Source organism: Asticcacaulis sp. AC460 (assembly GCF_000495795.1).
Taxonomy (GTDB): domain Bacteria; phylum Pseudomonadota; class Alphaproteobacteria; order Caulobacterales; family Caulobacteraceae; genus Asticcacaulis.
Map to the genome: position 1 here is coordinate 229,757 of NZ_AWGD01000011.1, position 20,928 is coordinate 250,684.

Sequence of the window (20,928 nt, forward strand, 5' to 3'; positions counted from 1 at the left end):
CCGCAAGCGGTGGAGGATAAAGTTACGAGCATTCCTTGCTCGCCATCCCCTTAACCGGCGTCACCACTGTCGCCTCCGGTGTCAGGGCTTCCCATTCCTGGGCCGCCACGGCCGCGAACGTCTTGCCATCGGTCGAAGCGTCGAACACCGCCCGCAGACACTTCGTCGTCACAGGCGCAAAGCTGACAGAATTAAACCCATCCGCCGTCGGATACTCCGCCGCAATCGCCGACCACGCCGAGCCCGTCCAATATTCGAGATGCCACGCCTTGGGCGGCGCCACCCCGACACCGGAACCGGCCGGCTGGTCACCCCAGAACTGGATCCGCGCGCCGTTCAAAACCACCGGCTGGTCCCAGTTATACTGCGCCCATTGCTGCTTGGGATTGTCCGGCGTCCAGGTCGCCCACATGTCGGGCGGCAAAGGCGCCATCCGCACCTTGCCGTCATTCAGCGCCCTCAGCCAGTATTGCACCGGCACCGGCGCGTTCGACGCCGTGACCCGGGCGGCGGCGGCGATATTGCGCGCCGGCACCGGCGGCGGCAGATTACGCGTCTGAACCACCGTCTTGATCCGCGCCGGCGAGACACTGTCGTCCCAAAGCACTTCATCGACCGCCACGCTGCGGCGGAAATGCCCGCCACCGACGGCATCGGCATTGTGATAGGCGATGTACCACTTGCCCTTGAACTCCACGATGCCCGGGTGCGAGGTCGTCGACGACACCGGCTCCAGCATCACCCCGCGATAGGTCCACGGCCCCAGGGGTGACGACGCCGTGCCATAGGCGATACAGGCATAATAGACGGCCTCGGTGCACTCGGACTCCGGCCCGGCCTTGTTGCCGGCATAGGCCATGTAATAGGTGCCCTTGCGCTTGAAGATCCACGGCGCCTCGAAGAAACCGGTCAAACTCTTCACATCGACCGGCTGGCCTTTGAAGGTCACCATGTCGCGTTCCAGCTCGACACCCTTCAGCCGCCCGAACGTCCCCCAATAGAGGAAGACCCGGCCGTCATCGTCGACCAGGACGGTCGGATCGATGTTCTGGATATCATTGGCCACGGGATAGGACTGCGACACCACCGGACCCGCCGGATGGGCATCGACCCACGGCCCAAGCGGGCTGTCGGAGACCCCGACGCCAATGGCGAAACCGTCCTTGTTGGTGCTTCCCTCCTGCATCACGGGCGCATAGAAATAGTAACGTTTATCCGGTCCCTGGACGATCTGGGCGGCATAGGCCCGCGCCGGCGTCGCCCATGTGAACACGTTTTCCGGCCGGATAAAGTGCGGATAGTGCGTCCACTCGCCCGACTTCGGATCGCCGGTCGCCAGCATCTGCCACTCCGGCATGATGAAGTCGTTGACGCCGTCTTCGGCCATGTCGCGGCCGGTCAGGACATAGAACTTCCCGTCCGCCACGATCGGCGCCGGGTCGGTGGTATAGTCCACCCCGTCGGCCAGGATCGGATTGACCGCCGCATGCACGGCACGGCTCTCAAGCGCCGGGTCGGCCTGGACTGTGGCGCAGGCCATCAACGGCAACAAGGCTGCACTCAAAATCAACCGCTTCATGCCGCCGTCCCCGCCGGAGCCGCTGTGAACAGACGCGCACCGAAGACCGGTCCAGCCGTCTTGCCCTCCTGGGCGTTGAACTTGATGGTCACCTTGGCCTTGCCCTTGGTCAGCTCATGCGGAATGGGATAGTCGACATCGACCCAGGCGCCGGGCTGCCGGCCCGACAGCCGTTCATGGGCGATCACCGTGCCGTCGACCTCGATGGTGAAGCTGCGGTTGAACTCCGAGCCCCAATAGGTCGCCTCCAGCACCAGCGGCCCGGGATCGCGCCCGTCCTTCTGCACCTTCATCTCGAAGGTGAACCAGCCGCCGGTGCGGGCATCGCGGCCGTTTCGGGCGCGGTAAACCACCGGATAAGAATTGCCCTGGGTCTGCAGGTTATGGTCGCGCTCGGGTTGCATCTCGCCCAGGTGCATGACGTCGACCGACCGCGCCGCCAAGTCCTTCAGACGCGCCTGCTCGGCCTGGTAGGCGACCTGCGCCTCGGCCCATTCGGCGTCGTTGTAGCGGTTGAAATAGACCGCTGTGCGACGGGTATATTGTGAATAGAACGGCCGGAAGGTCATGTCGCCGGGACGGCCGATGCCGTTGCTGCGATAGACCGCCTGCTCGACCGACTCCGGCGTAAACGACCCCAGCAAATCGGCGCCGACCAGGGCCGGCGCATCGCCTTCCCACGGCGCCTCGATCGAGCCGAGATCGGCCGCCAGCACCATCGGGCCGCGCAGCAGGGCCACGACCTTGTCGTCGCCGGCCGTGCCTTCGAAGCGCAGATCCAGCGGCAGGTCGAGCGTCACGACATCGCCGGCCTTCCACTTGCGGCGGATAAGGGCATAGCCCTTGTCGATCGTCGCCAGGGCCGGCTGGCCATTGACCTTCAGAACATTCGACTTCGCCCAGCCCGGGATACGCACGGCTACCGTAAAGGTCTTCGCGCCACCCAGTTGCTTCACGGCAAACGCGATCCTGCCGTCATACGGGTATTGCGTCGTCAGCTCGAAGGCCGCCTTGTTCCACGACACTTTCGACGGGATGAACAGGTTGACGAACAGGGTGTCGTCCGACTGCCAGTAGATGCTGTCGCCGTGCTTGGAGTGGCTTTCGATCCCCGACAGCACGCAGCACCAGAACGAATCCTCCGGCGTCGAAAACTCACGGCCGGTGCCCGACATCAGCGGCACCATATAGGCGAACATGCCGGTTTCCGGGTTCTGGTGCGCCATGATGTGGTTGAGATGGGCGCGTTCGTAATAGTCGAACCACTTCGCATCCGGCGTCCAGCTATACAGGTGCCGCGTCAGCTTCAGCATGTTGTAGGTGTTGCAGCTTTCGCAGGTCTGCTCGGTGATGTGCTTGGCGATGGTGTCGGGTTCGAAGAAATATTCGCGGTCGGCATTGCCGCCGATGACGAAGGAATGGTGGTTGACCACGCGCTCCCAGAAGAAGGACGAGGCGTTGCGGTACCCCGGCTTGCCGGTGATCTCGTACAGCCGCGCCAGCCCGACCAGCTTCGGCACCTGGGTATTGGCGTGGTTGTTGGCCAGCTTGTCCTCACCCGCGGTCAGCGGATCCAGGATACGGTGGTGATAGATGCGCTCCGACAGGGCCAGCCAGCGCGGGTCTTTCGTCCGCGTATACAGCTCGGCAAAGGATTCGTTGATGCCGCCATGCTCGCAGTCCAGCACCTTCTGGACCTGTTCGTCGTTCAGCGCGGCAAACACCTTTTCGATATAGCCGCCCAGGGCGACCGCCACCGGAATCCCGGCATCGACCCCGGCAAAGGTCTGGGCGTCCATCAGCCCGGCGAACAGCTTGTGCCAGTTATAGAAGGGCACCCAGCAGCCATTGAGGTCGAAGCCGGCCGAACGAATATCGCCGGCCATGATCTCCGGGAAGATCTCCTTGCCGTCGACGATCGAGGTATCCTTGCGCTTGCGCATGAAACCGGCGGCATAGCCGTCGCCGTGCGCCGCCTGGACCTTGGCCAGTTCGGAAATGATGTATTCGATACGCGTCTTCGCCTCGGCATGGCCGGTCTGGGCGTGCAGCAGCGACAGGGCCGACAGGTAGTGGCCCAAGGCCTCACCGGCGATGGTGTCGGCTTCCCAGCCGCCATACAGTTCACCCTTGACGGGCAGGCCGGCAAACTTGTGATAGTTGTGCAGCATCCGGTCCGGCGACAGGAACATCAGGTACTTGGTATTGGCCTCGACCGCGGTCAGAAACGGCGACGGCAACAGGCGGACATCCTTCAGCGGCACCGAGGTCGCCGCCGTCGGCACCGTCACCGCGCTCCCGGCCATGGCGCCACCGGAAGCCGCCGCCAGCAAGGTCCCACCGGCCGCCCCACGCAGCAGGAAACGGCGGTCGACGGAAAACGAATTGCGGATCATATAAGCCTCGCTGGCGCAAAATCGGACGGTTGCCAAGACATTATTATACGGTATACAATTCTGTGACAACACCCAATCGAGGCCGAAATATGAGAGTTCTGCTGCGGGCAACTGCCCTTGCCCTGGTCCTGGCTGCGACCTCCATGCCGGTCCTGGCCGATGATGCCACCGATGCTGCTTTCCGCAAGATCTACGAGACGGAATGGGCCTGGCGCAGTGAACACGCGGCCGCCGACGAGGACGCCGGCAAGACAGACGTCGCCCCGCGCCTGCCCGATGTCTCCAAGGCCGAACAGGACCGCAAGCTGGCCTATTGGCAGAACGTCCTGAAACAACTCGACGGCATCGACGTCAAGTCCCTGTCGCCGCGCGAAGCCGAAAACTACCAGGTCTACCGCTATCAGATCGAGACGGCGATCGACGGGCAAAAGTACAAGCTCTACGAACGCCCGGTCAGCGGCGACACCTCCTTCTGGAGCGACCTGACCGGCATGGCGCGCGGCACCTTCCGCACCGAAGACGACTACCGCAACTACATCGCCCAGCTCAACGACATGCCGCGCTATTTCAAGGACAATAGCGATAACATGCGGGCGGGCCTGAAGCGCGGCTTCACCCTGCCGCAGGTGTCGCTGCAGGGCCGCGACCTGACCATCACCAGCGTCATCGACGCGCCCACGATCGAAGACAATATCTACTACCTGCCATTCAAGACCCTGCCGGCCAACATGCCGGCGGCGAAACAGGCCGAACTGCGCGCCGCCGCCACGGCCGCCATCCGCGACAAGGTCATCCCGGCGCACCGCGACCTGCTGAAGTTCATGCGCCAGGACTATATGCCCAAGGCCACCAAGTCTTTGGCCGCCTACGACCTGCCCGACGGCCGCAACTTTTACCAGGCCCAGATCCGCGAATACGCCACCGTCACCATGACACCGGAAGAGATCCACCAGATCGGCCTGGACGAAGTCGCCGGCCTGCGCAAGGAGATGCAGGCCATCATGACCGAAGTCGGCTTTACCGGCGACCTGAAGGCCTTCCTCGACTTCCTGCGCACCGATCCGCAGTTCTACGTCACCAAGCCGCAGGACCTGCTGGACCGCGCCGCCTGGACGGCCAAGCTGTTCGACGGCAAAGCCGACCAGTATTTCGGCCGCCTGCCGCGCTCGCGCTTCGGCATTTATCCGGTGGCGCCGGAACTGGCGCCGTTTTACACCGGCGGCCGCGGCGGTCCGGGCGGCTACTGGGTCAATACCTGGAACCTGCCGGCACGTCCGCTGTACTCGATCCCCGCCCTGACCCTTCATGAGTCCGCGCCGGGCCATGCCTTCCAGATGCCGTTGGCGGCCGAGAACAAGGGCCTGCCGGCGTTCCGCCAGCAGACCTACATCTCGGCCTATGGCGAGGGCTGGGCGCTGTACGCCGAACGCCTCGGCGATGAAATGGGCATCTACCAGACGCCCTATGAGCGCTTCGGCATGCTGAGCTACCAGATGTGGCGGGCGGCACGCCTGGTGGTCGACACCGGCATCCACGCCAAGGGCTGGACGCGCGAACAGGCGCAGAATTTCATGCTGGACAATACGGCCTTGTCGAAGCACGAGGTAACGACCGAGGTCGACCGTTACATTGCCTGGCCGGGCCAGGCCTTGAGCTATTACCTGGGCGAGATGGTCATCTGGAAGGTGCGCCGCAAGGCCGAGGCGGCTCTGGGTGAAAAATTCGACATCCGCGCCTTCCATGATACGGTTCTGGAACTGGGCAGCGTGCCGCTGCCGGTTCTGGAGGCGCGTGTTGACCGTTTCATCGCCGAAGGCGGCAAGAGCCCCTATGCCGACGAAGAGTAAAAAGACGACACTTTTAACGCGGATTGCCAGCATCAGGACGGTCGCGGATGAAGTCAAAAGCTCCCTCCTCTCCACGAAGTGGGGAGGGGGACCCCGAAGGGGTGGAGGGGTATACCGCGGGTTCAGATGCCTCGTTGTTTCAGGCATCGCACTGTGCACTCTCCCGGCCTGCACCGCCAGCCTCGCCCCACCGCCACCGACCCTGGCGGTCGATCCGTTCTACCAGAAATACGCCGACGCCGGCGGCATCCCGATCACGACCTCGAACAAGGTCCCCGACAAGGTCGTCTACATCGCCCGTGACCTGGTCGACGACATGCTGATCCACCGTCCCGACCTGCGCGCCGAACTGGTCCGCCAAGGCGCCCGGGTCGGGGTGATGTCCCTGAACGAAACCACCACCGACCTGCCCGAACAATCCGACTGGAAGAAACCGGCTATCGACGATCCGCGCCTGTCGAAGTGCGATGTCCGCGACTATGCCACGACCATCGGCACCATGACCGACCGCGACTATTGGGCGATGCGGGCGCGCGGCATGGGCGGGCTGTATACGACGGGCGCCGAGGAAAATCTGCTGGGCCTGCCGAACACCCGCTATTACGGCGAGAACATCCTGGTGCATGAGTTCTCGCACAACCTGCTCAACGCCATCCGCGACGTCGACCAGCCCCTTTACCGCCGCATCGAAACGGCCTTCGCCACCGCCAAGGCGAAGGGCTATTGGCGCGGCGCCTATATGGCGCTGAACATCGACGAGTACTGGGCGGAAGGGACGCAGTTCTGGTTCAACTCGAACATGGCCTACAAGACGGACGACGTCACCATCGTCAATGACGACGAGCTGAAAACCCACGATCCGGGCCTCTATGCCGTCCTGGGCGAGGTCTATGGCGGCAATCATCATCTGAAGGCCGACGTTTTCTACCGCCACCCGGCGCGCATGAACAGCGCCAAGGCCGACCTGGTGAACGACTGCTATTCCTAGGGCGCCGCACGTTAGAACGTGCCTGAAGGTGGATGGGCCTGTCTTGCGATGTGAAGAGGTAACCGCGGGCCGGGCACGCTCAGGCAATAACGCCGTCTACCTCTCGCCGGTAGGGTCCCTGATAGGCGTCCTCACGCCGGCGGCGGCGATCCGGCCCCATATAGCCGCGGCACTTGATAAACGGCCTGGGCCGCACGACCGCAGCCTCCATGCGCGCCAGCAGCGACTTGGCCGTCAAGGGCTTGACCACAAATTCGGTAATACCGGCATCACGCGCCGCATTGACGCGGGACCGTTCGGAATGGCCGGTCACCATGATGATCGGCAGATACGGGTTGCCGCTGTCGACCGAAGTCCGCACCATCCGCGTAAACTCGATGCCGTCCAGCGGGGTCATGCTGTAATCCACCAGCGCCATGTCGGCCGGAAAATGCTGCAGGACCGCCAGGGCCTCCGCGCCGTCGCGGGCTTCACGCGGGTTCAGGACACCAATCCCTTTCAGCACGGTTTTCATGATGTGCCGCATATGCTGATTGTCATCTACAATCAGGACTTTTAATCTGCCGTAATCCGCCGTGTGCACCGCCGCCTCGCGCTTTCCAAATCGTCGCCTGCCGTATAAACCGGCGCCGTCAGGCCGCCCGGCCCAGAAGCATTTGCGTCAACTCGATCAGGTCCGAAGGCGCGAAGGGCTTGGCCAATTGCGCCTCGACGCCGAACCTTCGCGTCGCATTCAGGGCATCCTGGTGGCTCACCTTGCTCTCCATGCCGGCGGACATCGAAATAATATTGACCGCGGGCCACGTCGACTTGATCGTCCGCATGCCCTTCAATCCCCCCATACCCGGCATGAAGACGTCGCACAGGACCAGGTCGATGTGGGCGATGTCGACATTGCTGAAGGCCTCCTCCATCGTGCCGGCTTCGGAGATGCGGTAACCGGCGTCCCGCAAGGCGCCGGTCGCTATACTGCGGACGGTCTGGCTGTCGTCGATGACCAGAACATGTTTACGCCGCGCCCCGGCTTCGACATCCAGGCCGACCGTCTCCAGAACACTGCGGACCAGGGTCTCGGTAAAGGGCTTGCGCAGGACAAAGTCGGCGCCGGAACGGCGCGCGCTTTTCAGCGTCTCCTCAATGGCTTCACGGCTGTTTCCGGCGGTCATGACCGCAATCGGGGTTTGCGGCGCCGATTTGCGGAAGCGTTCGACATGCAGCAGCGCATTGTACGACCCGACAAAGACATCCAGGAACATGACATGGACGCGCATCTGCGTGAGCGTCTCGCTGGCGGCCCTGACATCTTCGCAGTGAATGACGGTCCAGCCCTGCGCCTCGATCATGCGGGCGATAATCTGCGCCTGGGTCTTGCTGTCCTCTAAAATGAGGGCGGTCTTATCCATAAGAATTCCCCGGCAGTCCTAAATATAGGGCTTTTATAACCGCCTCACCGTTACCAGAGTGTTAAATCATTCTTACACCGGAGACAGGATCACCCAAATACAAGCAACTTTATGTATTCTAACAGAATAATTTATGTAAATTTTAGTGCAAAAGGCTAAAAATCTGGCCCAGACTTGCATTATAAATGATTTTAATGATGATAATATGCGCTAAATAGCAATATAAAACTTCCATCACCCCATGCTTAACACGCTAAAATCCAATAAATATCATTCACAATGCTCATCTTATCGGATTTTTTTTGGCCCTTTACGCTAAAAACATGCAAAATTTTCACGCTATTGAAATTTTTCTATACTACAACCACCTAGCGGTAACCTAATTTTAATACAAACGCTTGATCTTGACCTTGTCCAATTTTTAGGAGTAGCGGATCATGGGAAGCTATGCTCGGATCGTCCCCGGTCAGTCTGCGGAAGCCGTACGCAAGGCGCTGGAGGCCGTCGCCTTATCGGGAGAACAGGCGCAGCACGTCCTGATCGATCAGATTCGGGAGATTGTGCCCTTCCGGCACATTTCCATCTCCGGCCTCAATATCGAAGCGATGACCGTCGGCACCGGCACCTTCCTGCTGAACGATTTTCCGCCCGAGTATCTGGCTGAATATTATGCCGGCGATTACGCCGACCTTGACCCCCTGATGACGCAGTTCCGGCAAGGCCAAAGCGTTTGCCGCGACAGCGAAGCCTTCGCCACAACCGAGGCGCGTCGCAACGGCCATGAGGTTCTGGATCTTCTGCGCCGGCATGGCATCCCCGAGCGTACGGCCATTGTGATCTACCATAACGGCAAGGCGATCGGCTCCTTATGCCTCATTACGGACAAGGCGTTGAGCGAACGACAGTGCAATCTGTTGCAGCTTGTCGCCATGACGGTACACGCGGCCTTTGCCCGCCCGGCGCTGGGGAGCCTGAACCACGCCCTCAAGCTGACGCGCGGCGAGCTTTACTGCCTGGAGCGGGCGGCTGGCGGGCTGACCAGCGAAGACATCGCCGCCGAGGACGTCTATTCGGTGGACACGGTGAACACCTACCTCAAGACGGCGACGCGCAAGCTGGGCGCCCAGAACCGCGTCCAGGCCGTTGCCGAGGCCATGCGGCGGGGCCTGATCGGATGACCATCCTTTGCCAGAATCAGGGCGGATTTCTGGTCTCAACTCATGTTGAGATACTTGGCCTTCGAACGATCGACTGCGCCACCGAACGGTATTTCCAGCAAGCCGTCACCCGCGCGCTTGAACATAATCTGGACGGAAGGACCGAACTTGCGACGGCCGGGTTCGAGGCCATAGCGGTCGAGATGCGCGAGGCAGGCGCCATGGCCGTTGTCGTCAACAGCGTCGCTGAAGAACCCACACCAGGTGCCTGCCTGGCCAGTATACTCGATGCCATGCGGCTCAGCACTGCCTTGAACACACAACAGTAGGAGTAAATTTGCATGACCAAAAGCCATGTTCCCAATCCTGTGGACCTGCATGTCGGCGCCCGCGTCCGGATGCGCCGGAAATTCCTGAAAATGAGCCAGCAGGATCTGGCCGACTCGCTGGACCTGACCTTTCAGCAGGTTCAGAAGTACGAGCGAGGTGCCAACCGTATCAGTGCTTCCAAGCTTCACCAGACAAGCCAGGCCTTGAGAACGCCTATCGAGTATTTCTTCGAAGGCCTGGGTGAAATAGCCCCGATCGCTGGGTTTTCCGATTCCGATTCAGAACAGTTCGTACACGGTTTCCTTGTGACGACGGACGGCATCGAACTGGCGGAAGCGTTTCCGCGAGTCAAGGACGGAAAGGTCAGGCGAAAGATACTGGACCTTGTGCGCTCGCTGGGAAGCACAGAGAACCACCTGTAAGGAACCACCATAGCCGTTCCGGTGAAGGTCGACTCTTCGTGAACACCGGTGGACTCAAACGGTGGAACTCGCAGACAGAAACGGAAAGAAACGGCCTGAATTTCCGCATTGCCTGCCTGTTCAGGCTTCACACGTGCGCTCATTACGGTTAGTCCTGTCCTCAGGGCTATCCAGGGGAAAAATCCATGCACGTTTTGAAGACTCATCTGAAAGTTGCCGCAGCGGCTATCCTCGCCCTGACCGTGCCGGCCATAACCCACGCCGAAAATGTGATCGGCATGGGCAACATGACCAAGGGCTATACCTATTACAATCTCCCGGGCACGACAGCCGCCGACCATAACGACGCCGTTACGGCCTGCGCCGCGGAAGCCTATAAGGCGCGCTCCTACGATGCCGAACTGCGCGATGGCCCCTCCACGGTCTACAGCAACAACAACTACTCGGTCGCCGGCATCATCGGCAGCGCCATCGGCGATGCCATCGTCGATGATATGATCTCCGCCTGGGGCCGCGGCGTCTACGCCGCCGCCTTCGAAAACTGCATGGTCGTCCGTGGCTGGCGGGTCGTTCGCCTGCCGGAAGCCGAGGGCAAGGACCTCTGGATGAACCCGGCACCCGATATCGCAGCCCGCATCGCGCCATGGACCGGCGCGGAGCAGCCCCATGGCGAAGTCGTCCGTATCTGGAAGAACGACGCCGCCTCGGCGGCCACCCGCTACCTCTACTTCCGCCCGGCTCACGACAAATACGGCCTCCTCAGCCTCACCGCCGGCACCGGTACGTCCCTGGCCAGGGTGACCCTGGCCCCGCCGCAAAAGCCAGTCATCATCGGGATCGACCCGAAATGGCCGGAAAAGGACCTGACCCCGGATCAGATCGCCGCCGCCCTGCCCGAGGCCGGCGTCATCGTCATCCGGCTCAAGGGCGCCAGCAACAAGACCGGCCTCCGCCTTACCCTGGCGCGCATGGGCGCGGACAAGGACGTGCTGCCGTCGACCGTCGACCATGCGCCCGATGTGCTGACGGTCACCGGGGCGATCAAGGGCAAGGACAAGGATGGCGTGTTTGTCGCCTTCACCGCGCCGCCGGGGCGCTGGCGGATCGCCTCGATTGCCGCAATGCCGGAAATCGGCTTCTGCATGGGCTCGCCGTCCTTTCCAATCGAGGCCGGCGAAGTGGTTTATGCCGGCACTTTCGACCTTTCGGCCGCGGACCTCGGGCCTGACCTGTCACTCGATGCAGCCAAGGCGTGGCTGGCCGGCAAGCCGGCGGCGGACACCATCCGCCAGGCCGCTTACACCAACGGCAGCCTGGGCCCGTGCGGCTATAACGGCCTCTACGCCCTGGAAATCAAGGGCGCGCCCTTCGATCCGGACTATCACTGGGGCAGCGCGGCAAAGGCGCCGAAACCTACAGAAGCCACGCCCCAGTAGGTTCCCCCGACTTGGCCGTTCGTCGGACGCCTACACCCGGTCGATCGCCGGCTGGGGTTCGGTGAACCATGCCGCGCCTGACTCGGTGACGTACATGTGGTCTTCCAGCCGGACGCCGAAGCGCTCCGGCACCACGATCATCGGCTCGTTCGAGAAGCACATCCCCGGCGCCAGCGGCGTCTTGTCGCCGCGCACCAGATAGGCCGGCTCATGGATGCTCAGGCCGATGCCGTGCCCGGTGCGGTGCGGTGTCCCCGGCAGTTGGTAGTCCGGCCCCAAACCATGTTTTTCGAGCACCGCCCGCGCCGCATAGTCGACCGCCTCGCACGGCAGACCGACCTCGACGCGCGCGAACGCCGCCGCCTGCGCATCCTTTTCGATCTCCCAGATGCGGCGATGTTTTTCATCTACCTTGCCGAAACTGTAGGTCCGCGTGATGTCCGAGGTATAGCCCTGGACGTAGCAGCCGGTATCGACCAGGACCAGATCATCCTCTCGCAGGCTCTGCACGCCCGGCAGGCCATGCGGAAAGGCCGTTCCTCGCCCAAACTGGACGATGCAAAACGAATTGCCCGCCGCCCCCATCTTCCTGTGCGCTGCCTCGATGAAGTTGGTCACCTCGACCGTCGTAATCCCCTCATGCAGCATCCGCGCCGTCGCGCGATGCACCTCCAGCGTCATCGACTTGGCCTGCTGCATCAGGGCCAGTTCGGCCGCCGACTTGTACATCCGGCAGCCATTGATCACCGCCGACGCCTCGACAATCTCCAAACCTGACTCGCGGCCCAGCCGGTGCACCATATCGAACGACATGGCCGGATCGACAGCCAGCTTCGACACCCCCCAGTCCTTCATCGCCTGCCCCACCAAAGCCGACGGGCTCTCATGCTCATGCCACAGGCGATAGTCGCAGGCGATCTGCATATCGGCCTCGACCGAGCCGCGCTCGAAATACGGACAGATCAGGATCGGCTCACCATCGACCGGCAGCAACAGCGCAATCAGCCGCTCCGACGCGCCCCACGGCAGGCCGGCGAAGTAGCGCAGCGACGCCCCTGCCCCGACCAGCAGCGCATTGGCGCCCATGTCCCGGGTCAGCCGCCGCGCCTTGTCCAACCGACCCAGGCGTTCCGCAAGGGTAATGGCCGGCGCCGGATCGGCCGGCGGCAACAACCGCGCCAGTTCGGCTTCGATAGTCGATGATCCGATCATTGAAAATGCTCCCCAAATCTTTGCAACGAGAAAGCCATAGGCGACTCGCCGCTGTCGATCATATCGGCAACGATCTCACCCGTCACCGGCCCGAGCGTCAAACCCAGATGCTGGTGCCCGAAGGCATACCAGAGCTTGTCCTTCAACCGCCCGATCGCCGGCAGATAATCCGGGAAGGTCGGCCGCGCGCCGATCCAGGTCGCCGCGTCCTCCACCGGACCGAACGGCAGGCCCAGGGCCGTCACATGCTTACGCAGCTTCGACCACTTGCCGGCATCGGGCGGATCGTCGACTCCGGCGAATTCGACGAAGCTGGCCGCGCGCAAACCACCTTCGAAGCCGGTGACGATCATCGACCGGTCTTCAAATACGACCGGCGGCAAACCGTCCGGCCAGCCGTGGGCCTTTGACTGGATATGATAGCCGCGCTCGGCGACGATCGGCACGCGCGCGCCCAAGGCTTCCAGCAACGGCTTGGACCGCACCCCGGCGCTGACCACGACCGCATCGGCGATCAGGGTTTCACCACCGGTCAGCACCACCACACCGTCGCCAACCCGCGCCACGCGCTCGCGCAACACCCGGCCGCCGCGTTCGGCGAACTTGGCTTCCATCGTCGCCAACAACCGCGCCGGATCAGCGATCTGACCGGTATTTTCAAAGCGAATCGCCCCGGCGATATTGGCCGTGGTGATCCGGCGCAATTCCGACAATTCGTCTTCGGTCACGACATGAAAACGGGCATCGCCGGTATCGCTCGACTGCCAGGACTTCAGACCCGCGGCTGCCGAGGCCGGCGTCTCCCACACGACATAATGGCCGTCCTGACGCAACAGATCCGGGGCACCGATATCCACCACCCGGCGCTGCCATGCCGGCATGGCCTGGGCGATCAGGGCCGACAAGGCCGCCTTGCCGCGCGCGAATCTCTGCGGACTCGCCGCCTTCAGCAAACCCAGAGAAAACGGTAACCAATGCCCGACCGCCTTCGCCGGCAGCCCCAAAGCCCCGCGCGGATACAGCCGCCGCCACGCCGACCTGACCATCGCCATCGAGGCCAGGGGCTCGACCTGTTCTATGGCGACATGGCCCGCATTGCCGTACGAAGCGCCCGTCCGGACCGCTTCAGGCTCTATCAATGTGACCGAAAATCCCTTACTCTGTAAGGCGAGCGCAACATTAAGACCGACGATGCCGCCGCCGGTAACAATTGCGTGTGCCATGTGATACTATCCTTGTTGCATCTCGCTATCGCATATTGTATACGGTATATGTTCTTACGCAAGCTTCCAGGAGCCTATTATAATGACCATCGACTGGCACGGCGTGTTTCCTGCCGTAACCACGCAATTCCGAGAAGATCTTTCGATCGATTTTAAAGACACCCAGCGCGTTGTCGATGATCTTATCCGTGACGGCGTAACCGGCATTATCGCCATGGGCACCTGCGGCGAAAACAATTCCCTGACCGCCGAGGAAAAGCGCGAACTGCTCAAGGCGATCGTCGAGGTCGTCAAGGGCCGCGTCCCCGTCGTCACCGGCGTGTCCGAATTCACCACCCCTCTGGCCCAGGCCTGGGTCCGTGACGCCGAGGCCATCGGCGCCGACGGCCTGATGCTGCTGCCGGCCATGGTCTATGTCCCCAAGCCCGAGGAACTGGTCGCGCACTTCACCCAGGTCGCCAATGCCACCAAGCTGCCGATCATGCTGTACAACAACCCGACCGCCTACCGGGTCAATATCGGCAACGACGTCCTGGAAGCGTTGAAGCCGGTCAAAAACATCGTCGCGGTCAAGGAATCGGCGGCCGATACCCGCCGCTTCACCGACCTCTACAATGCCTTCGGCAGCCGTTATGTCATCTTCGCCGGCCTCGACGACGTCGCCTTCGAAGGCCTGCTGCTGGGCGCCCAGGGCTGGGTTTCCGGCCTGACCTCGGCCTTCCCGCACGAATCCGTCATGCTCGTAAAGGCGCTCGAAGCCGGCGACATCGCCACTGCGCGCGAAATCTACCGCTGGTTCCTGCCGCTGCTGCACCTGGACGCCGAGCACGACCTGGTTCAGTCGATCAAGCTGGCCGAACAGATCATGGGCCGTGGTTCGGAACGTGTGCGCATGCCGCGCATGCCGCTGACCGGCGCCCGCCGCGCCGAGGTCACGGCCATGGTCGAAAAGGCCGCCGCGACCCGTCCGTCGCTGAAGATCACCAAAGCCGCCTGAGGAATAAGGATGGAGTTTGTTCTTCTCCCTCCCTGCTTGCGGGGAGGGGGGACCGCGAAGCGGTGGGTGGGGCTTTACCGTCAGTGGAATAGCCCCCTCCGTCTCAGTGCTTCGCACTGATCCACCTCCCCCGTAAACAGGGGAGGAGGCAGTTAGCAAGCTCCATATAATTGCGTTTTCGGGGCGGGTTGCACATAAGCAAGCCGCCCTGTCTATTTGGAGCCCCGCCATGCGCCATACCTTCTTTGCCATCGATGGCCACACTGCCGGCAATCCGGTTCGTCTCGTCGCCGGCGGCGCGCCGCTGCTCAAGGGCAATTCCATGTCCGAACGCCGCCAGGATTTCCTGTCGCGCTTCGACTGGATTCGCACCGGGCTGTGCTTCGAGCCGCGCGGCCACGACATGATGTCGGGTGGCTTCCTCTATCCGCCCACGCTTGACGATACCGACGCCGGCATCCTGTTCATCGAGACCTCGGGCTGCCTGCCGATGTGCGGCCACGGCACGATCGGCATCGTCACCTTCGCGCTGGAAAACGGCCTGATCACCCCCAGGACTCCGGGCAAGCTGAAACTCGAAGTCCCCGCCGGCATCATCAACATCGACTATACGACGCAAGGCAACCGCGTCACCTCGGTCAAGATCACCAATGTCCCGGCCTATCTGGCCCAGACCGGCATCGAGATCGACGTCCCCGACTTCGGCACCCTGACTTTGGATGTCTCCTACGGCGGCAACTACTACGCCATCATCGAGACGCAAGGGTCCTATACCGGCCTCGACGACCTGGGCGCCGCCCGAATCATCGAACTCAGCCGCACCATCCGCCAACTGGTCCGCGAAACGTACGAACCCGTCCATCCGCTCGACCCGACCATCCGCGGCGTCAGCCACGTCCTGTGGGCCGACAAACCAAAACATGACGGCGCCGACGGCCGCAACGCGGTTTTTTACGGCGACCGCGCCATCGATCGCTCGCCCTGCGGCACCGGGACATCGGCCCGTCTGGCCCATCTCCACGCCAAGGGTAAACTGAAGGTCGGCGATCGTTTTATCCATGAAAGCTATATCTGCAGCCGATTTACCGGCCGCGTCGAGGCCGAGACCGACCTGAACGGACAGAAGGCGATCATCCCCTCAATCGAGGGTTCGGCCATAGCTACCGGCTTCAACAACCTCTGGATCGACCGCGAGGACACATTCTGGGCCGGTTTCCAGGTGATTTAATTTCGTTGATAATTCAACGATTCGGACTTAGCACTTGCTAACTGGGGCAAACCGTAGCTTAATTTGGTATACTGTATATCAGAGCTCGTCCGGGGCGGGAACCTAATGTCGATTGTTGTCCAAACCCTTTCGGAACAGATCTATACCCTGATGCGCGACCGCATCATCACCGGCGACATGCCGGTGGACACGGCGATCCGCCAGGACGCCCTGGCGGCCGAGCTTGGGGTCAGCAAGATTCCTCTGCGCGAGGCCTTTGCCCGCCTGGAGCAGGACGGCCTGCTTTTGTACATCACCAACCGCGGCTTCTTCGTCCGTCCGCTGTCAGCGGAAGAGGTCGAGGAGGTCTACGACCTGCGCCTGAAGATCGAGCCCGACGCCGTCGCCCTGGCCTCCTCCATGGCCACCGAAGCCGACAAGAAGGCCGCCTATAACGCCCTGATGGCGCTGGACGAGGTCATGGTGTCGGACAAGTCGAAGGTCGGCCGGAAGAACCGCGCCTACCACATGGCCCTCGTCAAGCCGATCCAGCGCCCGATCACCATCCAGGTCGTCGAACGGCTGAACATCATTTCCGAGCGCTATGTCGGCAAGCACCTGGAGCCGGCCGGCCGCGACAGCCGCGCTCATGATGAACACACGGCGATGTACGAGTTGTGGGCCTCGGGCAAGTCGAAGGACGTCGCCGACATGATGGCGCAACACATCGGCCAGACCCTGGAAGACCTGCGCAAGCAGTTCGAACTGGAGAAGGCGGGTTAAAAACCCATCCTTCCCCCGCTGTCCGGTTTAACCCGGCTCTCTTCGCGCAGCCGCTCCAGAACCGCCGCCCCGTCCTTCGCTGGCGCATGGCGCAGTTGCCTGGCCACCACGGCGAAATCGCCCGGCGTCAGGTTGCGCAAGGCCCCCAGCCCCGCCGGCGCCGGCATCCCGAAGAACCGCGCGAACGCCCGGCCCAGCCGTTCCGGCCCCAAAGGCGCCAGATCCAGCTTGAACACGAACCGCCGCAAGGTCGCCGGATCCAGCGAACCCGGATGGTTGGTCGCCGCCACGACCGGCAAGGGGTGCCGGTCCAGCCAGGTCAGCATTTCGTTGACCTGACCGACCTCCCACGACGCGCGCGCCCGCGTCCGGTCGAACAACAGCGAATCCGCCTCGTCGAACAGCAACACGCCCTCCTCGCGCCGCGCGTCCTCGAAAGCCTTCGCGATGTTCTGCTCGGTCTCGCCAACCCACTTCGACAGCAGGTCCGACGCCCGCCGCACCAGCAACGGCCGGTCCAGCATCCGCGCCAGATGGTGCGCCAGGGCCGTCTTGCCCGTGCCCGGAGGCCCGGTCAGCAGCAACGACACATCCAAGGCGCCCAGATCCCTTATCGAATCGAACAGGACATCCATCGGCCGGTCGGCCTCATACAGTCCCATATCCAACTCACCCGGCCCTTCCATCGGCATCTCGCCGCCGCGCAAGGCCCGCACCAGCGACGTCGCCGCCCGGGCACCGCAGTCGGCCTCGCCGGCCAACCGCGCTGCTTTCACGGCCACCCGCAAGACGCTGGAGGTCTGCGGCGCCTGGTCGATCAGGCGGCAGATGGCTTCGCCGGGCTCGCCCCCCTCATCACATCCTAGTTCGTCTTTGGCGACACGCGCCAGGATACGGTGGGCCGCCCGTCGCGGCGGCAGGTCCAGATGCAACACAAAGCTCATCCGTCGCAGGATGGCGTCATCGATGTTGCCGACGGCGTTGGTGATCCAGATCACCGGCGCCGCATTGGTTTCCAGCAGCCGGTTGACGAAGACCTTGCTGCCTTCGCGCCGCGAGAACCAGTCACCGCCGGAACGTTGCGCCCCGCCGATCAGGTCCTCCATCTCGTCGAACAGCAGCACGGCGCCGGCGCGGTCGCCCAGCACACGCTGGGCTAGCATTAGCGCCAGAACACGGTCCTCCCGCGTCGGCTCCTCGCCGTCATCATCGACCTCGCCGATCCCGTGCAGCGGACAGCCCGCCGCCGCGGCCAGGGTCCGCGCCAGCTCGGTCTTGCCGGTCCCCGGAGGCCCGTGGATCAGGATGTTGACGCCGTGCGCCCGCTCGCGCGCCGCCCCGGCCAGCAGCCGCACCAGGAATTCGGCCTCACCGACATGGGCGAAATCGTCCAGGTCCAGCCCGGCCGTCTGCCGCCGCCCGGCCAGGGCCTCGGCCATCTCCTCCGGCGCCAGGTCGCGGTCGAGGACGCGCGATAACGGCCAGCGGATCTCCACCGGATCGTCATAGGATGCGCGCACCCCGAACCCGACCAGGCCCAGCTTCAGGACATCGCTGCGCCGGACGCACCGCGTGGCGTCCTGGGCTTCGGCCCCGGCCAGTTCGCCCAGCGCCGCCGGCAGGTCGCGGATATGGTCACCGGCACAGCCCAGCATGGCGCTCAGCCGCGGCAGGCGGTCGCAAGCAATCATCAGGGTCAGCAGGCGGGCATCAAACGGCGCCAGGTGCAGCAATCGCCCCAGTTCGTCGGCCAGGTCCAACACGCGCGGGCGCGGTTCCTTGGACTCCGGCGGCGTCTTCAAGGCACGCTTCAGCCGCTTACGGAACGGCTTCCATTCCAGCTTGTCCTGTGCCGGCTCGCCCAGTAGCCAGGCGGCATGGCTGGTGGCCCAGGCCAGCAGCCTTTGCGCCGGAACCGAGTCCGGCACGATGTCGCGTGCGATCCGCAGCGCCAGGCTGCGGACGATAAAATCTTCGTTCATGGTCATGTCTTTCGGCGGAGACGCGCGCGGTCGCGCATCTCACGATGTTTCATTCAGGTTGGGAAACAGGGGTGCGGCCGAGGTCTCTGCCCCGCCGCGACGCCGAAAGGGCGCCTAGACGAAAGGCAGGATCGCGGCGGGTTTACAACCCCGGCTGATGTTCGATCCTATCAAGTCATACTCTCCATGTGCCAGCGCATGAGGCGGCACGTTGCGGCGGTATAGTTAAATCCGAAACGACATGCAATCCACCCAACTCAAAAGCTACACCACCGTTGCATCCAAGCTACACTCGAACCATGCGACAAGCTCCCTCCTCCCTACGAAGTGGGGAGGGGGACCCCGAAGGGGTGGAGGGGTATATCGTAGCCGCCCGGAACGCCTAAGGCGCGCCCTCACTCATGCCCCTCGGCCAGATAATCCGTGGCGTGATCAGGATATACAACTCCGTGCGGCTGCGCGTGCTCCGATCCATCCGGAACGCCTTACCCACCAACGGAATATCCCCCAGCAACGGTATCTTGGAACTGGTCTTGAGCTCGTTCTCCTGCAGCAACCCACCGATCACAAAGGCATCGCCGTCGCGCACGGTCGCCTTCGTCTTGGCCTGGCGCTGACTGATGGTGGGATAGCCCTGCGAATAGCCGGTCACGCTCGAAACCACGACAAACACATGCGACGACACGAAGCCGTCGCTGCTGACCCGCGGCGCAATCTGCAAAGTCACCCCGACATTGACATACTGAACCTGCTGCGACACACCGTTGACCCCCGACAGCGTAATGGCGGTCAAAATCGGCAGCGCATCGCCGGTTATGATGCTGGCCGTCGCTCCACTCTGGGCGGCGATCTTCGGCTTGGAGACGATCCGCCCCTCGCCCTGCGCAATCTGGGCATACAAAGCCGCCTGCAGCGACATGCTGTTCAGGTCGCTCTCATAGGTTTCGGGGTAGAAACCCGGCGCGATAAACTGGCCCGACTGGATCGTCGCCACGCCTATCTGGCCGTTGGTATTGGCGAAATCGATCCCGACATTGCGCGCCCCGGCCTCGGTCAGTTCGACGAACTCGGTCTCAAAAATCACGCTGGGGACCGGCACATCGATCATCTCGATCTGAGCCCGCACCCGCGCCACCCGCTCCGGCGAACCGCGTACCCAAACAGCATTCAAGCGGCGGTCGATTGCCAAACCGGCATCGACGCCCTCGCCCAGGGGCCGGTCATCGGGACTGGCCGCGCTATCCTGACTTTGCGTGTTCGACGTGTTCTGGCCCGGCGAACCGAAGCCCGGCTCGCGCGGCGTAAAGGCATCATTGGAATTGACGGTAACGCCTTCGGACAGCAGGCCGACGACCTCGCTGACATCGGCATATTTGAGCGGGATCAGCGCATAGGCCTCCTCGCCCGGCAGCGGCTCGGCAGCCGGCGGCAAGGCCCTAGCCGTCGCTCCGCGCGCCCCTGCCGCCGCACCCTGCGCTCCCGTCGCGGTACTGACCCGCTCCATGGCCGTCAGCCGGATAGCAAAACGCCGCTGCGAGTCCGGCGTGACCTCCATGTGGGTTTTGGCCGCCAGCACAAAGGTCAGCTGCAGATAACCCGACTGCTGATCGAACAGGACATCGCGCAAAAGCCCGGAACTGGCGGGATCGAAACTGACGGCCTGCCCGCGTGTCGTGTTCATCAGGGTGACGGTGATGCGGTTGGTGTCATTGCCGCCGATGCGGGCCTCGGGGGCGGCGCGGTCGAAATCGAGACTGGCCGTGGCCTCGCTGGGGCTCCTGTCCTTTGCGGTCACACCGACCAATGCACGGCTGTCCTGGGCGGCAGCCGGCAGGCACAGCCCACCCAGCAGGAAGACGATGATCAGGACGATGACCCGTCCGCACTCCAATGCACCAGTATATTTCATAAGGGCCCGCATTCCTTATTTCTTATACCTCCCCGTTATACGGGGAGGTGGATCATT

General features: G+C 62.9%; 17 protein-coding genes. 8 read left to right on the forward strand and 9 right to left on the reverse strand.

Annotated elements, in window-relative coordinates:
- Positions 1 to 22: 22 nt before the first annotated feature.
- Complete coding sequence (locus ABAC460_RS32210; protein WP_031236578.1) at positions 23 to 1,579, reverse strand: family 43 glycosylhydrolase; 1,557 nt, start codon at positions 1,577 to 1,579, stop codon at positions 23 to 25.
- The gene (locus ABAC460_RS32215; RefSeq protein WP_023452768.1) at positions 1,576 to 3,975 is read right to left on the reverse strand and encodes a glycoside hydrolase family 127 protein; all 2,400 of its coding nucleotides are present in this window, start codon (positions 3,973 to 3,975) and stop codon (positions 1,576 to 1,578) included. Before ABAC460_RS32215 ends, ABAC460_RS32210 begins: the two co-directional genes overlap by 4 nt.
- Before the next feature lie 89 nt (positions 3,976 to 4,064).
- On the opposite strand from ABAC460_RS32215, the gene ABAC460_RS32220 reads away from it, so the two are divergent.
- Together ABAC460_RS32220 and ABAC460_RS0124335 are read left to right on the forward strand one after the other, a co-directional pair.
- A complete protein-coding gene (locus ABAC460_RS32220; RefSeq protein WP_031236579.1) occupies positions 4,065 to 5,822 on the forward strand; it encodes a DUF885 domain-containing protein in 1,758 nt (585 codons plus the stop codon).
- Positions 5,806 to 6,810, forward strand: coding sequence for a hypothetical protein (locus ABAC460_RS0124335; RefSeq protein ID WP_023452770.1), 1,005 nt, complete (start codon positions 5,806 to 5,808; stop codon positions 6,808 to 6,810). The genes ABAC460_RS32220 and ABAC460_RS0124335 overlap by 17 nt, the downstream gene beginning before the upstream one ends.
- A 79-nt stretch (positions 6,811 to 6,889) precedes the next feature.
- Here ABAC460_RS0124335 and ABAC460_RS32225 read toward each other — a convergent pair whose 3' ends face one another.
- Both ABAC460_RS32225 and ABAC460_RS32230 read right to left on the reverse strand, forming a co-directional pair.
- The gene (locus tag ABAC460_RS32225; protein ID WP_031236582.1) at positions 6,890 to 7,393 is read right to left on the reverse strand and encodes a response regulator; all 504 of its coding nucleotides are present in this window, start codon (positions 7,391 to 7,393) and stop codon (positions 6,890 to 6,892) included.
- A 49-nt stretch (positions 7,394 to 7,442) separates the two neighbouring features.
- Positions 7,443 to 8,213, reverse strand: coding sequence for a response regulator (locus tag ABAC460_RS32230; protein WP_023452772.1), 771 nt, complete (start codon positions 8,211 to 8,213; stop codon positions 7,443 to 7,445).
- 437 nt (positions 8,214 to 8,650) lie between these two features.
- Here ABAC460_RS32230 and ABAC460_RS32235 point away from each other — a divergent pair, with 437 nt between their 5' ends.
- The gene (locus tag ABAC460_RS32235; protein ID WP_023452773.1) at positions 8,651 to 9,391 is read left to right on the forward strand and encodes a helix-turn-helix transcriptional regulator; all 741 of its coding nucleotides are present in this window, start codon (positions 8,651 to 8,653) and stop codon (positions 9,389 to 9,391) included.
- A 35-nt stretch (positions 9,392 to 9,426) separates the two neighbouring features.
- On the opposite strand, the gene ABAC460_RS50090 is transcribed toward ABAC460_RS32235, so the two are convergent.
- Complete coding sequence (locus ABAC460_RS50090; RefSeq protein WP_162150301.1) at positions 9,427 to 9,726, reverse strand: hypothetical protein; 300 nt, start codon at positions 9,724 to 9,726, stop codon at positions 9,427 to 9,429.
- Between ABAC460_RS50090 and ABAC460_RS32245 the strand changes: the two genes are divergently transcribed.
- Together ABAC460_RS32245 and ABAC460_RS32250 are read left to right on the forward strand one after the other, a co-directional pair.
- A complete protein-coding gene (locus ABAC460_RS32245) occupies positions 9,712 to 10,122 on the forward strand; it encodes a helix-turn-helix domain-containing protein (protein ID WP_023452775.1) in 411 nt (136 codons plus the stop codon). The two genes, ABAC460_RS50090 and ABAC460_RS32245, sit on opposite strands and share 15 nt — an antisense overlap.
- Before the next feature lie 185 nt (positions 10,123 to 10,307).
- Positions 10,308 to 11,558 carry a hypothetical protein gene (locus ABAC460_RS32250; RefSeq protein WP_023452776.1) on the forward strand — a complete coding sequence of 417 codons (1,251 nt, stop codon included), beginning with the start codon at positions 10,308 to 10,310 and terminating at the stop codon, positions 11,556 to 11,558.
- 30 nt (positions 11,559 to 11,588) lie between these two features.
- Here the strand turns inward: ABAC460_RS32250 and ABAC460_RS32255 are convergent, their stop codons facing one another.
- Both ABAC460_RS32255 and ABAC460_RS32260 read right to left on the reverse strand, forming a co-directional pair.
- The gene (locus ABAC460_RS32255) at positions 11,589 to 12,770 is read right to left on the reverse strand and encodes a M24 family metallopeptidase (protein WP_023452777.1); all 1,182 of its coding nucleotides are present in this window, start codon (positions 12,768 to 12,770) and stop codon (positions 11,589 to 11,591) included.
- Positions 12,767 to 13,993 carry an NAD(P)/FAD-dependent oxidoreductase gene (locus tag ABAC460_RS32260; RefSeq protein ID WP_023452778.1) on the reverse strand — a complete coding sequence of 409 codons (1,227 nt, stop codon included), beginning with the start codon at positions 13,991 to 13,993 and terminating at the stop codon, positions 12,767 to 12,769. The genes ABAC460_RS32255 and ABAC460_RS32260 overlap by 4 nt, the downstream gene beginning before the upstream one ends.
- Positions 13,994 to 14,075: 82 nt before the next feature.
- Here ABAC460_RS32260 and ABAC460_RS32265 point away from each other — a divergent pair, with 82 nt between their 5' ends.
- The 3 genes from ABAC460_RS32265 (at position 14,076) to ABAC460_RS32275 (ending at position 16,980) form a co-directional block, all read left to right on the forward strand.
- On the forward strand, positions 14,076 to 14,990 hold the full coding sequence (locus tag ABAC460_RS32265) for a dihydrodipicolinate synthase family protein (RefSeq protein WP_023452779.1): 915 nt from the start codon (positions 14,076 to 14,078) through the stop codon (positions 14,988 to 14,990).
- Positions 14,991 to 15,219: 229 nt separating this feature from the next.
- Positions 15,220 to 16,218 (forward strand): 4-hydroxyproline epimerase, encoded by a 999-nt coding sequence (locus tag ABAC460_RS32270; protein ID WP_023452780.1) that lies wholly within the window; start codon positions 15,220 to 15,222, stop codon positions 16,216 to 16,218.
- Between the two features lie 105 nt (positions 16,219 to 16,323).
- Positions 16,324 to 16,980, forward strand: a complete 657-nt coding sequence (locus ABAC460_RS32275) for a GntR family transcriptional regulator (protein ID WP_023452781.1) — start codon at positions 16,324 to 16,326, stop codon at positions 16,978 to 16,980.
- Here the strand turns inward: ABAC460_RS32275 and ABAC460_RS32280 are convergent.
- Both ABAC460_RS32280 and ABAC460_RS32285 read right to left on the reverse strand, forming a co-directional pair.
- The gene (locus ABAC460_RS32280) at positions 16,977 to 18,962 is read right to left on the reverse strand and encodes an AAA family ATPase (protein WP_023452782.1); all 1,986 of its coding nucleotides are present in this window, start codon (positions 18,960 to 18,962) and stop codon (positions 16,977 to 16,979) included. The two genes, ABAC460_RS32275 and ABAC460_RS32280, sit on opposite strands and share 4 nt — an antisense overlap.
- 382 nt (positions 18,963 to 19,344) lie before the next feature.
- Positions 19,345 to 20,871: a secretin N-terminal domain-containing protein gene (locus ABAC460_RS32285; RefSeq protein ID WP_162150302.1), complete on the reverse strand. Its 1,527-nt coding sequence runs from the start codon at positions 20,869 to 20,871 to the stop codon at positions 19,345 to 19,347.
- Positions 20,872 to 20,928: the final 57 nt, after the last annotated feature.

Excerpts from the sequence above, each read along its gene's own strand:
- ABAC460_RS32260 (WP_023452778.1), bottom strand. The coding sequence starts at position 13,993 with ATGGCACACGCAATTGTTACCGGCGGCGGCATCGTCGGTCTTAATGTT.
- ABAC460_RS32245 (WP_023452775.1), top strand. The coding sequence starts at position 9,712 with ATGACCAAAAGCCATGTTCCCAATCCTGTGGACCTGCATGTCGGCGCC.
- ABAC460_RS32265 (WP_023452779.1), top strand. The coding sequence starts at position 14,076 with ATGACCATCGACTGGCACGGCGTGTTTCCTGCCGTAACCACGCAATTC.
- ABAC460_RS32235 (WP_023452773.1), top strand. The coding sequence starts at position 8,651 with ATGGGAAGCTATGCTCGGATCGTCCCCGGTCAGTCTGCGGAAGCCGTA.
- ABAC460_RS32285 (WP_162150302.1), bottom strand. The coding sequence starts at position 20,871 with ATGAAATATACTGGTGCATTGGAGTGCGGACGGGTCATCGTCCTGATC.
- ABAC460_RS32280 (WP_023452782.1), bottom strand. The coding sequence starts at position 18,962 with ATGAACGAAGATTTTATCGTCCGCAGCCTGGCGCTGCGGATCGCACGC.
- ABAC460_RS32275 (WP_023452781.1), top strand. The coding sequence starts at position 16,324 with ATGTCGATTGTTGTCCAAACCCTTTCGGAACAGATCTATACCCTGATG.
- ABAC460_RS32215 (WP_023452768.1), bottom strand. The coding sequence starts at position 3,975 with ATGATCCGCAATTCGTTTTCCGTCGACCGCCGTTTCCTGCTGCGTGGG.
- ABAC460_RS32250 (WP_023452776.1), top strand. The coding sequence starts at position 10,308 with ATGCACGTTTTGAAGACTCATCTGAAAGTTGCCGCAGCGGCTATCCTC.
- ABAC460_RS32255 (WP_023452777.1), bottom strand. The coding sequence starts at position 12,770 with ATGATCGGATCATCGACTATCGAAGCCGAACTGGCGCGGTTGTTGCCG.
- ABAC460_RS50090 (WP_162150301.1), bottom strand. The coding sequence starts at position 9,726 with ATGGCTTTTGGTCATGCAAATTTACTCCTACTGTTGTGTGTTCAAGGC.
- ABAC460_RS32270 (WP_023452780.1), top strand. The coding sequence starts at position 15,220 with ATGCGCCATACCTTCTTTGCCATCGATGGCCACACTGCCGGCAATCCG.
- ABAC460_RS32220 (WP_031236579.1), top strand. The coding sequence starts at position 4,065 with ATGAGAGTTCTGCTGCGGGCAACTGCCCTTGCCCTGGTCCTGGCTGCG.
- ABAC460_RS0124335 (WP_023452770.1), top strand. The coding sequence starts at position 5,806 with ATGCCGACGAAGAGTAAAAAGACGACACTTTTAACGCGGATTGCCAGC.
- ABAC460_RS32230 (WP_023452772.1), bottom strand. The coding sequence starts at position 8,213 with ATGGATAAGACCGCCCTCATTTTAGAGGACAGCAAGACCCAGGCGCAG.
- ABAC460_RS32210 (WP_031236578.1), bottom strand. The coding sequence starts at position 1,579 with ATGAAGCGGTTGATTTTGAGTGCAGCCTTGTTGCCGTTGATGGCCTGC.